Raw genomic sequence first — 13,579 nt, forward strand, 5'->3', positions numbered from 1 at the left:
CTTTTACACTCTTCCCGGCCCCCCGGGGCGCCGCGGGGCCCCCGCGTGGGTTTGATCCCCCACAGCGCGGGGGGGCCCCCGCGGGGCCCGCCGGGGGGGGCCCCCGCCCCGCGCGGGGGCGCAGGCCCCCGGAGGACGGCGGGCTAGACCAGTGTGACCCCGTAGGCGCTCAGGGCCGCGGTCACCGGCTGGAAGTACGTCGTACCGCCGGAGGTGCAGTTACCGCTGCCGCCCGAGGTCAGCCCGATGGCGAGCGAGCCCGAGTAGAGCGGGCCGCCGCTGTCGCCCGGCTCGGCGCAGACGGTGGTGCGGATCAGGCCGCTGACGATGTCGCCGTTGCCGTAGTTCACCGTGTAGTTGAGCCCCGTCACCGAACCGCTGTGGATGCCGGTGGTGGAGCCGCGGCGCGTGACGGACATCCCGTTGGTGGCGTTGGCCGCGCCCGTGATGGTGACGCTGCCGACGGTGCCCGGGTGGGCCAGCGAGGTGTTCGAGTACCGCACGAGGCCGTAGTCGTTGCCGGGGAAGCTGCTGCCGGCCGACGGCCCGATGCTGGTGGTGTGCGCGGAGCTGGTGTACCAGGGCGGCAGGCCCTCGGTGCAGTGGCCCGCCGTCAGGAAGTAGTACGTGGAGCCGCTGCGGACGTTGAACCCGGCCGAGCAGCGCCAGCTCGTGGCGTAGACGGCGTCGCCGCCCGAGATGAGCTTGGAGAGGGTGCCCGTGGTGCGCTCGACGCGCAGCGCGCCCGCGTTGACCCCGGCGGCCTGCTTGAGCGAGTCGACCTCGGCCGGTGTGACGGTCGAGTCGGCCTGCACGACGAGGGAGTTGGTCGCCGGGTCGACGGCCCAGGCGGTGCCCGCGACATCGGCTTCCAGTACGGCCTCGCTCGCCGCGGTGAGCTGGCTCGCGCTGAACGTGGTGGGCTGGGCGGCGTTCGCGGTGGGTATCGCGAGGGCCGCCGCCGCGGCTATTCCGGTGGTGACGGCGATCAGACGTATGCGTCTTGCCACGCCGCTGAGGGGGGTGGTGCGCTTGATCCTCACTGGTCGTTCCTCCCGAGGGGGATCGGGGGCCCGTTGGTGGGGTTCAGGGGCCCGTGAGGCGCGGTCGGCGGCGCGGGACGCCCGGGGGTCGCCCGGGACGCGCCACGCCTCGACCGGCGCTGCACGGGAGTATTGGCGGCCTCAACTCCCCCCGCAAGGGCGGGTTTTGGCCGCGTGAAGGACCAGTGGGGCGTACGGTGCCGAGGCGTCGCAAGGGGTGGCGCCCCGGCCGGGGACACCGGCCGCGGGAGACGGGCCGGGGTCAGTCGGTGAGGACCGCGCGCTCGCCCGCCGGGACGGCGATGGGCAAGGTGTTGCCGGGCGGTGGGAAGGGGCAGATGAAGTGGTCGGCGAAGGCGCAGGGCGGGAGCAGCGCGCGGTTGAAGTCGACCGTCACGGTGCCGTCGGCGGCCGGGGCGGCGGGCCGCAGGAAGCGGAAGGGGAAGCCGCCGGCGGCGGTGGCGTCCGCGAAGACCGCCCACAGCGAACCGTCGGGCTCCACCGCGACCTGAAGGGTGTGTTCCGCGCCGCCCGCGGTGAAGGCGATCTCGCCGCCGAGGCCGAGACCCCGTTCCCGGCCGTCGGCGTTCCCGACCCGTACGGTGCGGCTCGCCCCGTACGGCCGGAAGCGGCCGGGCAGCGTCCAGGCCGGGTCGTAGGGGGTGGCGTCGATGGCGCGGAAGGCGTGGCGCGCCGCGGACCCCGGGTCGACGTCGCGTACGGCCCACTGTCCTTCGCGGCGCAGCACGACGAATCTGCGCGGTCCTGCGGCGATCCTGGCCTCGTCGAAGCGTCCGGTGTCGGCACCGAGTCCGATCTCCCCGGCGAGGGGCGCGCCGTCGGCGGTCAGCCCGTCGCCCGGCGCCGCGCTCAGCACGACCGTGTCGCCGTCCTCGCGCCACACGCCCGGGAGCCCGGGGAGCCTCCCGTCGGGGTGGTCGGCGAGCCAGTGGGTGCCGGTGAGGGCGAGCGGTCCGTACGGGGCGGCGACCGTGACGGTGCGGTGCGCGTGCCAGTCGGCCCACTCCTGGGCGGGGGCGGGTGGTTTCTCCGTTGTCATGCTGTTTCACCTTTCCATACCGGGTCGGGGAGCCCGAGATGGGAGCGCAGGGTGGTGCCTTCGTATTCCGTACGGAAGGCGCCGCGCTCCCGCAGCAGCGGCACCACCCGGTCGACGAAGTCGTCGAGTCCGCCCGGGGTGGGAGGGGGGACGAGGACGAAGCCGTCGGCCGCGTCGGCGGAGACGAAGGCGTCCATCTCGGCGGCGACGGTCTCCGGGGCGCCCACGAAGGACTGCCGGGCGGTGGTCTCGATGACGGTCCGGCGGATGGAGAGCCCCTTGGCCTCGGAGAGCGCCCGCCACCTGGCGGCCACGGCGAGCGGGTCGGCGACCCGGACGCGGCCCTGGACCGGCGAGGAGTCCGGGTCGGGGTCGATCTCGGGCAGCGGCCCGTCGGGGTCGTACCCGGAGAGGTCGCGGCCCCAGACCTGTTCCAGGGCGAGCAGCGCGTGCTGCGGGGAGACCTGCTGGGCGCGGATCTCGGCGGCGTGCTCCCGCGCCTCGGCGTCGGTGTCGCCGAGGACGACGGTGACCCCGGGCATGATCTTGAGGTCGTCCGGCTTCCTGCCGTACGCGGCCAGCCGCGCCTTGAGGTCGGCGTAGGAGGCGCGGCCCGCCTTCTCGGTGGCGCCCCGGGTGAGGATCACATCGGCGGCGGAGGCGGCGAACTCCCGGCCCTCGTCGGAGTCGCCCGCCTGGATGATCACGGGATGCCCCTGCGGGGAGCGCGGGACGGTGAACTCGCCCGCGATCTCGAACTGCGGCCCGCGGTGGGCGAAGGGCCGGGGCGTGCCGTACGGGGCGCCGGGCGCGGGCGGCGTCCAGGAGTCCCACAGTTCCCGGGCGGTACGGACGAACTCGGCGGCCCGGGTGTAGCGGTCGGCCCGGTCGAGATAGCCGCCGCGCCGGAAGTTCTCCCCGGTGGAGGCGTCGCAGGAGGTGACCACGTTCCAGGCGGCGCGGCCGGCGCTGAGATGGTCGAGGGTGGCGAGCCTGCGGGCCAGTTCGAACGGTTCGTTGAAGGTGGCGTTCACGGTGGCCGCGAGACCGAGCCGGTCGGTGACGGCGGCGAGCGCGTTCAGGACGGTGAGCGGCTCGGGGCGGCCGACGACGTCCGGATCGTGGACGAGGCCGTGGTGTTCGCGCGGCCGCAGCCCCTCGGCGAGGAAGAAGAAGTCGAAGGTGCCGCGCTCGGCGGTCCTGGCCAGCGCCTCGAAGGAGGCGAAGTCGATCCGGGAGCGGGAGCGGGGGTCGGCCCGGACGGTGGTGCTGTCGACCCCGGGGTAATGCGCGGCGAGGTGGATCCGCTTGCGCGCGCCGGGACGCGCGGGCGGGACGGCCGCGGTCGGCTCGGTGGTCATGACGCTCCCCCCGCGCTCGTGTACCGGTTGGCGGGGCGGGCGAGGCCCAGATGTTCGCGGAGGGTGCCGCCCGGGTGGAACGTGCGGAAGAGGCTGCGGTGCTGGAGGACCGCGACGGTGCCGTTGACCAGGCGTTCGAGGTCGCGGTGGGGTTCGACGGGGGTCAGGTGGAAGCCGTCGACGGCGCCGCTGTCGTGCCAGCGGGTGATGAGGTCGGCGAGGTCGACGGGGCCGCCCCGGTAGTGCGCGCCCGCCGCGCCGGCGGCGGTGTGCGCGCCGTGCGCCGCTCCGGGGTCCCGGGGGCGCTCGCCGTCGTGGAAGTCGAGGGTGAGCGCGGCCAGGACGCGCAGGGTGGCGGGGTCGCGGCCGTGGACGGCGGCGCGGGCCCGCAGCCGTACGCGCAGGTCCGCCGCCTCCTCGGGCAGGCCCGCCCTGACGAGGACGACATCGGCGTGCCGGGCGGCGGTCTCGGTGAGGGCGGGGATGCGTCCGGTCGCTATGTCGACCACGGTGACCGGGTGTCCCTGCGGCGGCCTCGGCACGGTGGACGGACCGCGCACGGTGAAGGCGGCGCCCTCGAAGTCGACAGGGTGGAGCTTGTCGCGGTCGATGAAACGCCTTGTCGACGTGGAGCGTGTCCCGGCGTCGTCCTCCCAGCTGTCCCAGAGCCGGGCGGCCACGTCGGCGACCTCGCCGGCCTCCCACCAGAGGGCGGAGGGGGGCGCGGCGGGGCGGCGGCCGAAGAGCCGGGCCTGCGCGGTGGTGGTCGACACGTCGACAAGCCACCCCGCCCGGCCGTGGCTCACCCAGTCCAGGGTGGCGACGGCCGTGGAGAGGTGGAACGGCTCGGTGTGGGTGGTGGTGACGGTGGGGACGAGTCCGACGCGCTCGGTGGCGGGGGCGACCCGCGCGAGCACGGCGAGCGCGTCGGGCCCGGGACGTTCGAAGGAGTCCCGCAGCGTCACGAAGTCCAGGGAGCCGCGCTCGGCGAGCCGGGCCAGTTCCACGTAGGACGCGGCGTCGTACCGGGGCGGGCCGCCGATCTCGGCGGCGAGGTGCAGCGGGCGGGTGGCGGTCATGACGGGCCTGCCTTCCGGCTTCCGACGGGCTGGTCCGGCCCGTCCGTCGAGTGGGGGGACGGCACACGGCGTCCGGGAACGGCGCGTGCCGTACGGGCGGACGCCCCGGCGAGCAGGGTGAGGACGGCCCGCGCGGTGGCGTCGTTCTGGCGGAACGCGGGGCCGCCCGTACCCGGCCGGGTGAACGCCCCGCTGGAGCGTGCGGTGGTGTACGGGCCGAGCGAGAAGCGGCGCGGGTGCGGGCGCCCGTCGCGTTCCACGAGCCGCCCGTCGCCGGGGTCGACCAGGACCAGTCCGCCCGGGGAGATCGCGGCGGCGCCCTCGTCGTACAGGGCGCGCAGCAGCGGGCTGAGGGTGCGCTCCGGCGAGGCGTCCGGGAGCCGCGCCTCGACCAGGGCGCGGGCCTCGACGTACTCCCCCGGTACGGAGGCGCTGCCGGCCCGGAAGAGTCCGCGGCGCTCGTCGGCCTCGACGGTGGTGTCCGCGCCGAGGAAGCGGACGACCCCGGCCCGGGAGAGCGCGAGGAGCTGCCGCAGCCGGGGTCCTGGCGGCCCCGAGGCGAGATAGCTGAAGAAGCCGTGCCACCGCCCGCCGGGGTCACCGAGGTCGCCGAGACGGACGAGCTGGCCGTAGACGGAGAGCAGCCCGAGGAAGACCCCGAGGTCCGCGCTGTGGGCCGGATCGTGCCGGCGGGCCAGGTCATGGGTGATGTAGGCGCGCAGTCCGTCCTGGAGCGCGTCGTACGAGGCGAACCTCGCCCCCTCCAGCGGCCGGTCGAGCGCGGCGAGGTCGAGCCGGTCGGCGGGGTCGGGGACGGCGGAGCCGACCAGCGCGTCCAGGGCGGGGCTGCCGGGGTCGGCCGCCGCGTACTTCTCCTCGAAGTCGGTCCAGTCGACGCGGGTGCGCTCGGGGTGGGCCGTGAAGAGCCGGTGGTAGTGGGCGAAGCCGAGTTCCTTCTCGACCAGTGGCCGGATGTCGCGGGTGTAGTCGGGCCGGCCGGGACCGGCCCGCAGGGCGTCGATCTGCGCGGGCCCGAGGAAGCGCGGCAGCGGGGGACGCTCCCCCGTCAGCCCGTAACCGATCTTGGAGTGGTACGGGACACCGCGCCGGGAGCCGACATGGAGGACGGGTTCCCGCCCCGACGGGTGGTAGACCAGCTCGTCGGAGGGGGCCGCGGCGCCGGTGTAGCGGCCGCCGCGCCCCTCGGTGAGCAGCACCATCAGGTCGACGAAGGCGAGCCCGAAGCCGCGCACGAGAACGGGCTCACCGGCGGGCAGGGCGGAGAGGTCGCTGTCCGCGGTGAAGTCCGGGGGCAGATGGAGCAGGCCGTGGCGGCGGGCGAATCCGGCCAGCTCCACCTGTTCCCGGTCGGGTTCGGCGTCGAGGTGGCCGAGGGTCAGCACGACGAGATCGGCCTCCAGCGGTTCGGCGCGGCCCGCGAGCGTCACGCGCTGCCTGCCGCCGCGCTCCCCGCGGACGCGCAGCGCCTCGGTGGGGTGGAGACGGACCCGGACGCCGGGCGGCAGGGCGGCCACCGTCCGCTCGTACACCCAGCTCAGATAGGCGCTCTGGACCCGGCGGCTGGGGAAGCTCTGTCCGGTGAGGGCGGCGATCTCGGCCAGCAGCCCGGCCCGGTCCGCGGCGTCCCCCGCGGACGGGGTCCCGGTCTCGGCGGCGAGGCGGGCGCGGCCCGCCGTGATGTCGCGGGCCCAGGCGTCGAGCGCGGGCCCCGCGCGCACGGGGCCCTCCAGCGCGACCGACTCGTCGGTGAACATCGTCACGTCCTCGGCCATGGAGTTCATCCAGAGCAGCGGGGACTGGTCGCGCCGCCAGATCCGTCCCGCGCCGGGCGGGAACGGGTCGACCAGATGGATGTCCAACGGCAGACCGCCGTACAGGGCCGGGACGTTGGCGGCGATCCGCTCCAGGAAGCCGGTGCCGCGCGGGCCCGCGCCGATCACGACGACGGACGGGGTGACGGGCGGGGTGCGGAGGGGGTCCGGATCCGGTGACGCGGGCATGGGAAGGCTCCGTGGATGCAGAGATCGAACACGGGAGGTGCCTTCACGCGGAACGCCGACGGACCGAGCCCCTCAGCGGGGTCCGTCTGCGGGGATGAGGCTAAGCGGCCCGTACGGCCTGTTGTCAAGCCTGTCCGCACTGTGAGCCGTCCGTCTCAGCGCGGGGCGGGGCCGGTTGACGCGGAAACGGATGCCTGTTCCACTTGGCTCATGTACTCGCAGCAGTGGCTGGTCACGCGCTCCCACATCGACTTCGGTCGCGTGTGGTCCTCTTCCTGTTGAGCTGACGCCCTGCTCCGCCCCGTACCTTCCGCGGCGCCCGCCGCGCCGTTTCCCCCGCGTGCCTTCACACGCAGCGCTCCAGCTCCAGGCCCTTCCCCTCCCCTCGTACCGCCGTCCGACGCGCGCCGCCCGGCGCCGTCAGACACCCCCGCAGTCGCAGCATCCGCAGCAGTTGCCACAGCTCTCGCCGCAACTGCAACAGTTGCCGCAGCCCTCACAGCAGTCACCGCACGCCTCGCAGCAGTCACCGTCGCGGCAGACGCCTTCGTGCTTCTTCCGCGACCAGGGGCCCTCGTACTCCTTCGCACAGCACATCCGGCAGGTGCAGCACAGCCCGGTGAAGACCGCGCAGCCGGCCAGGAGGCCGCGCTTCCCGGGCGGCTTCTCCGGGCCTTCCGGGACCCCCGGAGGGGGCCCGCCCGGGAGGGCGTACGGGGTCCCGCCGGGGGTCCCGTACGGGTTGCCGCTCCCGGTGTGCGCGCACCCCGCCGTACCGAAGGCGCGGTCGACCGAGGCGCGCAGCTCGTGCGCGAGCAGGGCATGCGCCAGCCGGCCGTCGGTGAACTCCGTGTCGCGCAGCGCCGTCCGGATGCCGTGGAGCGCGTCGTCGGCGATCCGGCGGGCCTGCGCGCGGGAGGCGCCGGTCGCGGTGAGCGGGTTCCAGGACCCTGACAGCGCGTCAGTTTCCTGGTCCTCCACGGCGTCCAGCAGGTGCGCGAGCCGTCCGAAGAGCCGGCCCGCCTCGGCCAGCGGCTCCCGGTTCCCCGGCCGCCCGGCCAGGACGGCGGTGTACGCGAAGGCCTCGCCGGTCGCCGTCTCGGTCGGCTCGGTGACGGCGAGCAGCGGGGTGCCGGGGCCGGCCAGCGCCTCGATCCCCGGCTGCCGGTCGACGGCGTCGACCAGGACGGCGGTGTCGAAGCCCAGCTCCGCGCCGGCCCGCGCGCCCGCCCGGTCCCAGCCGCCCGCGACCCGGCGCGCGGCGGCCGCCAGCGGTCTGCGCCGCAACAGCCCGTCCCCGTCGGCGACGTGGTCCCGTACCTTCGCCGAGGCCAGCACGAGCGAGACGGCGGCGGCGAGCCGCGCGCCCTCGCCGCGCGCGACCGGCGCCGTCCGCATCCCGCGCAGCGGGCAGGGACCCGCGGTGCGGCGCAGCTCCGGAGTCCTGCGGGTCTGAGCCTCCGTCAGGACCGAGACGATCAGGCCGTCGTAGTGGGTGACGATCCGGGCGAACTGTCCGTGGTCGGCGCGAAGTGCCAGGCAGAGCCCGCAGAGATGGGCGGTCCACTCCGTCCTGAGAGCGGCGCCGAGCCGGTGCGCACAGGGCCTGACGATTCCGAACACGACGTTCCCCCGAGTGCCGTTCCTCCATGCGCGACGCATCGTATCGAGTGAGCCGTTCACCCGGACGACGTCAACGTCACCCATCTGGCCGGAACGTAATATTTTGCACCACCTCAGGGCCCGTATCCTGGAAGAACCTTGACGAATCGCCACATCTTCTGCACCAGTACCGTCACGAATCGCCTGCGCGCCGACTATCCCCTTGGCGCACGATCCGCATGATGGACGACGATAGGGATAGGGAACGTCAAGTGACCGCGGTGAAAGGAGGCGTCCATGGGATCGGTGCGCAAGGCGAGTGCCTGGCTGGGCCTCGTCGAGGACAACGACGAGCGTTACTACGACGACGAGTACGCCGAGGGTGCTGAAAGTGGCGAGACCTGGCGGAGCGAGCCCCGCATGCGGGTCGCCCCCGAGTCCACCGCCCAGGAGCAGGACCGCAGAATCGCCACGGTCTCCCCGGAGTCCTTCCGGGACGCCCGGGCCATCGGCGAACTCTTCCGGGCCGGCACGCCCGTCATCATGAACCTCACGGCCATGGAGCCCGCCGACGCCAAGCGGGTCGTGGACTTCGCCGCGGGACTGATCTTCGGTCTGCGCGGTTCCATCGACCGGGTCGCCACCCGGGTCTTCCTGCTCAGCCCGGCCGACACCGAGATCGTCACCGGTGACGCCGCCGGCCGCCCGCAGGACGGCTTCTTCAACCAGAGCTGAGCAGGGCGGCTCACCGGAACGCGTCGAGGCCGGTGAGCGCCTTGCCCAGCACGAGCTGATGCATCTCGACGGTGCCCTCGTAGGTGAGCACCGATTCGAGGTTCGTCGCGTGGCGCATCACGGGATATTCGAGCGAGATCCCGTTGGCGCCGAGAATCGTCCGCGCGGTCCTGCAGATCTCGATCGCCTCCCGTACGTTGTTCAGCTTGCCGAAGCTGACCTGTTCGGCGCGGAGCCGGCCCGCGTCCATCCGCCGCCCCAGATGGTGGGCGAGCAGGATCCCCTTGTGCAGTTCGAGCGCCATGTCGGCGAGTTTCGCCTGGGTGAGCTGGAAGCCGCCGATCGGCCGGCCGAACTGCTCCCGGGTCCGCGCGTAGTCGAGCGCGGCCTCGAACGCGGCCCGCGCCGCGCCCATCGAGCCCCAGACGATGCCGTACCGCGCGTGGCCCAGACAGCTCAGCGGCCCGCGCAGCCCGGTCACCCCGGGGAGTACGGCGTCGGCGGGCAGCCGTACCCCGTCCAGGACGAGTTCGCTGGTGACCGAGGCGCGCAGCGACCACTTGTGGCGGATCTCGGGGGCGGAGAACCCGGGGGTGCCGGCCGGTACGAGGAATCCCCTGATCCCGCCGCCCCGGCCGTCCGTCTCCCCGTCGGCGTCGGTCTGCGCCCAGACGACGGCGACGCCCGCCACCGAGCCGTTGGTGATCCACATCTTGCGTCCGTCGAGCACCCAGTCGGTGCCGTCGCGCCGGGCGTACGTCCGCATGCCCGCCGGGTCGGAGCCGTGGTCGGGTTCGGTGAGGCCGAAGCAGCCGATGGTGTCGCCCGCCGCCATCCCGGGCAGCCACCGCCGCTTCTGCTCCTCGGAGCCGTACCGGTGGATCGCGTACATGGCGAGCGAGCCCTGTACGGAGACCAGGGAGCGGACACCGGAGTCGGCCGCCTCCAGCTCCAGGCAGGCCAGTCCGTACTGGACGGCGCTCGCGCCCGCGCAGCCGTATCCCTCCAGGGACATGCCGAGCGCGCCGAGGGAACCGAGTTCCTTGGCCAGTTCACGGATGCCGGGCAGCTCGCCGCGTTCGTACCACTCGGCGATGTACGGCATGACCCGGTCGGCGGCCCAGGCGCGCATGGTGCCCCGGATCGCCGTCTCCTCCGGGTCGAGGAGGTCGTCGAGGCCGAGGGGGTCGCGCGGGTCGAAGGGCGGCTGGGCCGCTGACAGTACGGACATGGCACGCCTCCGGCGGCTCGCACGGAACGGACGGTGAGCCGATCACGACACACCGCATCGGCGCCGAACGTTACGGCTCAGCGTGGAGCGCGTCCAGACCCGGCCGGTGCGGCGGGTCCCCGGCTCGCCGGTACGCCCGCGGGGGTCTGCCCCCGCTCCGGCGACGTGCGCATACGGGGCGGCCGGTGGTCGGCCGGGCGGGGCCGCTCGGGGCCGCGCGGGGGCGGGCGCCCCTCGTCCGCGGCGGTCCCGGCGGACGCGGGTGCCACGGACGCGGCGTCCACGGCGGCGGAGGGCGCGCGCAGCTCCTCCTCGGCGGCGGGCGCCGGGCACTCCATGACCCGGGGCAGCCGCAGCGCGGCCACCGCGCCGAGCAGCAGCAGCCCGGCGCTGACCAGCAGCGTCACATGGAGGCCGTGCACGTACGACTCGCGCGCCGCCGTCCGCAGTGCCTGTCCCGCGGACCCGCCGAGCCGGGCGGCGACCTGGTACGCCTCGCCGAGCGAGTCCGCGGCGGCGGTGCTCGCGCCCGGCGGGACGCCCTTCACCGAGGCCATCGCGGGCGCGTACACGGCGTTCATCACGCTGCCGAGCAGGGCGATCCCCATGCCCGCGCCCAGTTGGTAGGAGGTCTCGCCGATCGCCGCGGCGCCGCCCGCCTGTTCCGGCGGGGCCTCGCTGAGCATCGACTCGTACGCCCCGAAGAGCGTGGTCTGGAGCCCGAAGCCGAGCAGCACGAACCCGGTGGTCAGCAGCGCGGGCCGGTCGTGCTGGCCCATCATGACCAGCAGCAGCACGGCGGCGGCGGTGAGGACGAAACCCCAGGCCACCATCCGGCGCGGCCCCATCCGGCGCAGGGTGGCGGAGCCGGTGACCCCGGCGGCCATGGCGGCGAAGGTGAGGGGCAGCAGCCGCAGCCCGGTCTGGAGCGGGCTGAGCCCCAGGACGAGCTGGAGGTACTGGACGGCGATGAGTTCCAGGCCGACCAGCGCGAGCATGGCGAGGACGATGCAGCCGACGGAGGTGGAGAACGTCGGCCTGGCGAACATCCGGACGTCGATCAGCGGATGGGCCCTGCGCCGCTGCCGCCGGACGAAGAGGACGAGGAGCGCGGCCCCGGCGCACAGCGGGACGAGCGTCATCGGCCCGAGCGGCCCCTCCCCCGCGCCGAGCCGCTTCACCCCGTAGACGACCCCGAGCACCCCGGCCGCGGCCGTCAGCGCGCCGAGGACGTCCCAGGGGCCGTCGCCCGCGCCCTTCGACTCGGGCAGCACGAAGCGGCCGAGCGGCATCAGGACCGCCAGCAGCGGGAGGTTGACCAGGAAGACCGAGCCCCACCAGAAGTGCTCGACGAGGAAACCGCCCAGCACCGGGCCGACCGCGGCCCCGACCGCGGCGACCGCCGTCCAGATCCCGATGGCCATGGCCCGTTCGCGCCGGTCGGGGAAGACCGCGCGCAGGATGGAGAGGGTGGCCGGCATGATCATCGCGCCGCCGACGCCGAGCAGGGCGCGCGCCGCGATCAGGACCGGTGGACTGTCCGCGAAGGCGGCGAGCGCCGAGGCGACCCCGAAGAGCGCGTATCCGGTCAGCAGGACCCGCCGTCGCCCGACGCGGTCGCCGAGGGTGCCGAAGAGGATCAGCAGCGCCGCGCAGACGAGCGGGTAGGCGTCCACGATCCACAGCAGCTCGACCCCGCTGGGGCGGAGGTCCGCGGTGACGGCCGGTACGGCGACATGCAGCACGGTCGCGTCCAGCGCGACCAGCAGCAGACTGACGCACAGGATCAGCAGGACGAGCCAGCGGTTCGCACCGCCACCGGCCGCACGCACCCGCGCTCCGGCCGTGGTGGTCCCGGACATCTGCGTACCTCCCAATGCGTCCCTCGCGCTCGGCGGGCCGACGGGGACACGGGTCCCCGCGGGTTGGCCCGGCATCGACGGGCGAAGTGAGCCGTCAGCGTACGCGAGTGTTCCCGCGTGGCGCGTGGTGCATCTCTCACCGCTCTGACCAGGGAGTGTGGCGTACGCCACGTCGCCCGTGCCAGGCGGGGGCACCGGACACGACACGAGCGTGAGGGAAATTCCGCGCGACGCCCCGGTGAACTAATTCGGTTCCGCAGAAAGACACTCCCCGGAAGGGGGTCCCGATGAATAGGGTCGAAGGGCCCTGGCGATTTCCCGGACGGCTCTTACGGAAATGTGATCCGAGACATAGTCCACATCACATCGTCATCACGAAGGGACCGGATCGGCCGGGTCGCTCACTCACTCGCTGTAACGTCCTTTACGTGCGTACCGACATCTTTGCCCGCCTGGACCGGGAGCCGGAACCGCCGAAGATAGAGATCCCGCGGATGAGCCGGACTCGTAAGGTTCTCTTCGGCGGGACCTTGGCGTTCTATCTCGCCATCGTCGTCGCCGTGCTCGTCTCGTCCTCGCTGGTGATCATCGACTGGAAGATCATGCTCTTCCGGCCCTACCAGCAGTGGCCGGTCATCCACCCCTACCTGGACTACTTCGTGGTGCTGGGTCAGCGCGGCCCGACCGCCGTGATGATCGCGGCCTGGCTGGGCTGGCGCTCCTGGCGCCAGCACACGCTGCGCCCCCTGCTGACCCTCGGCGCGGCGCTGCTGCTGCTCAACGTGACCGTCGGCGCGGTCAAGCTCGGTCTCGGGCGGCTCGGCCCGCACTACGCGACGCAGATCGGCTCGGCCGAACTCTTCGCGGGCGGCGATATATTTCCTTCCGGCCACACCGCCAACGCCGTGGTGACCTGGGGAATCCTGGCCTATCTGGCCACCACGCCGCGGGCCAGGCGCTATCTCTCGGTGATGTCGTCCCTGGTGGCGCTCGGGGTCGGCGCGACCACCGTCTACCTCGGTACGCACTGGCTGAGCGATGTGCTCCTCGGCTGGGCCGCCGGGCTGCTGATCCTGCTGGGGCTGCCGTGGGCGGAGCCGCTGATCGGCCGCGCCGAGCAGGCGGTCTTCGCGGTCCGCGAGCGCTGGCGCGCCCGCCGGGGCCCGACCCCCACCGCCCCCGTGACCGGCACGGACACCGGGAGCGACGGACCGTCCAGGCGGCCCGAGACGGTGCCCCAGGGCGCGCAGCAGGCCGTGGAGGGCACCCCCTGCGAGGCCGTGGGCCCGGCGCACGGGGGCCGGACCACGGGCGGCCGGACCACGGGCCAGCTCACCACCGGCCAGCTCACCACCACCCAGCCCCGTCCGCACGCGGTGCGCTCGGAGCGCACCCCGGTCACCCCGGCGGGCGGCAGCCGCCGTCCGCCCCGCTCCCGGCCCCTGACGGGCGGCTGAGAGCCCGCACGGGGGCGGTACGCACACGCCGCCTCTCCCCCGTGGGCGCCCGAAAACCCCCCGGCGGCCGGGCGGGGGTTAGGGGGGTCGAGGGGGGGGGTGCGGGTGGGGGGGGGGGGGGGTGGGGC

Annotated in this window: 10 protein-coding genes; 2 read left to right on the top strand and 8 right to left on the bottom strand. The window is 74.1% G+C overall.

Features of this window, described 5'->3' with window-relative positions:
- Window positions 1-143: 143 nt before the first annotated feature.
- The 6 genes from ACFXPK_RS27435 to ACFXPK_RS27460 all read right to left on the bottom strand — a co-directional run bounded on the left by ACFXPK_RS27435 (window position 144) and on the right by ACFXPK_RS27460 (window position 8,187).
- Complete coding sequence (locus ACFXPK_RS27435; RefSeq protein WP_385003878.1) at window positions 144-1,043, bottom strand: S1 family peptidase; 900 nt, start codon at window positions 1,041-1,043, stop codon at window positions 144-146.
- A 262-nt stretch (window positions 1,044-1,305) separates the two neighbouring features.
- On the bottom strand, window positions 1,306-2,103 hold the full coding sequence (locus tag ACFXPK_RS27440; protein ID WP_385003880.1) for a DUF1684 domain-containing protein: 798 nt from the start codon (window positions 2,101-2,103) through the stop codon (window positions 1,306-1,308).
- Complete coding sequence (locus ACFXPK_RS27445) at window positions 2,100-3,464, bottom strand: NtaA/DmoA family FMN-dependent monooxygenase (RefSeq protein WP_385079616.1); 1,365 nt, start codon at window positions 3,462-3,464, stop codon at window positions 2,100-2,102. Before ACFXPK_RS27445 ends, ACFXPK_RS27440 begins: the two co-directional genes overlap by 4 nt.
- Window positions 3,461-4,543 carry an LLM class flavin-dependent oxidoreductase gene (locus tag ACFXPK_RS27450; protein ID WP_385079619.1) on the bottom strand — a complete coding sequence of 361 codons (1,083 nt, stop codon included), beginning with the start codon at window positions 4,541-4,543 and terminating at the stop codon, window positions 3,461-3,463. The genes ACFXPK_RS27445 and ACFXPK_RS27450 overlap by 4 nt, the downstream gene beginning before the upstream one ends.
- Window positions 4,540-6,564 carry an FAD/NAD(P)-binding protein gene (locus ACFXPK_RS27455; protein WP_385079622.1) on the bottom strand — a complete coding sequence of 675 codons (2,025 nt, stop codon included), beginning with the start codon at window positions 6,562-6,564 and terminating at the stop codon, window positions 4,540-4,542. Before ACFXPK_RS27455 ends, ACFXPK_RS27450 begins: the two co-directional genes overlap by 4 nt.
- Window positions 6,565-6,984: 420 nt before the next feature.
- Window positions 6,985-8,187, bottom strand: coding sequence for a DUF5685 family protein (locus ACFXPK_RS27460; protein ID WP_385079624.1), 1,203 nt, complete (start codon window positions 8,185-8,187; stop codon window positions 6,985-6,987).
- Window positions 8,188-8,463: 276 nt separating this feature from the next.
- Here ACFXPK_RS27460 and ACFXPK_RS27465 point away from each other — a divergent pair, with 276 nt between their 5' ends.
- Complete coding sequence (locus ACFXPK_RS27465) at window positions 8,464-8,901, top strand: cell division protein SepF (RefSeq protein ID WP_385003890.1); 438 nt, start codon at window positions 8,464-8,466, stop codon at window positions 8,899-8,901.
- Between the two features lie 10 nt (window positions 8,902-8,911).
- Here the strand turns inward: ACFXPK_RS27465 and ACFXPK_RS27470 are convergent, their stop codons facing one another.
- Together ACFXPK_RS27470 and ACFXPK_RS27475 are read right to left on the bottom strand one after the other, a co-directional pair.
- Complete coding sequence (locus ACFXPK_RS27470) at window positions 8,912-10,132, bottom strand: acyl-CoA dehydrogenase family protein (protein WP_385079627.1); 1,221 nt, start codon at window positions 10,130-10,132, stop codon at window positions 8,912-8,914.
- A 77-nt stretch (window positions 10,133-10,209) separates the two neighbouring features.
- Window positions 10,210-11,994: an MFS transporter gene (locus tag ACFXPK_RS27475; protein WP_385079630.1), complete on the bottom strand. Its 1,785-nt coding sequence runs from the start codon at window positions 11,992-11,994 to the stop codon at window positions 10,210-10,212.
- A 428-nt stretch (window positions 11,995-12,422) separates the two neighbouring features.
- Between ACFXPK_RS27475 and ACFXPK_RS27480 the strand changes: the two genes are divergently transcribed.
- On the top strand, window positions 12,423-13,451 hold the full coding sequence (locus tag ACFXPK_RS27480) for a phosphatase PAP2 family protein (protein ID WP_385003896.1): 1,029 nt from the start codon (window positions 12,423-12,425) through the stop codon (window positions 13,449-13,451).
- The last annotated feature ends 128 nt before the right edge of the window (window positions 13,452-13,579 follow it).

Origin of the sequence: Streptomyces sp. NPDC059142, assembly GCF_042755665.1 — a bacterium.
In the GTDB taxonomy this organism is placed as follows: Bacteria; Actinomycetota; Actinomycetes; order Streptomycetales; family Streptomycetaceae; genus Streptomyces.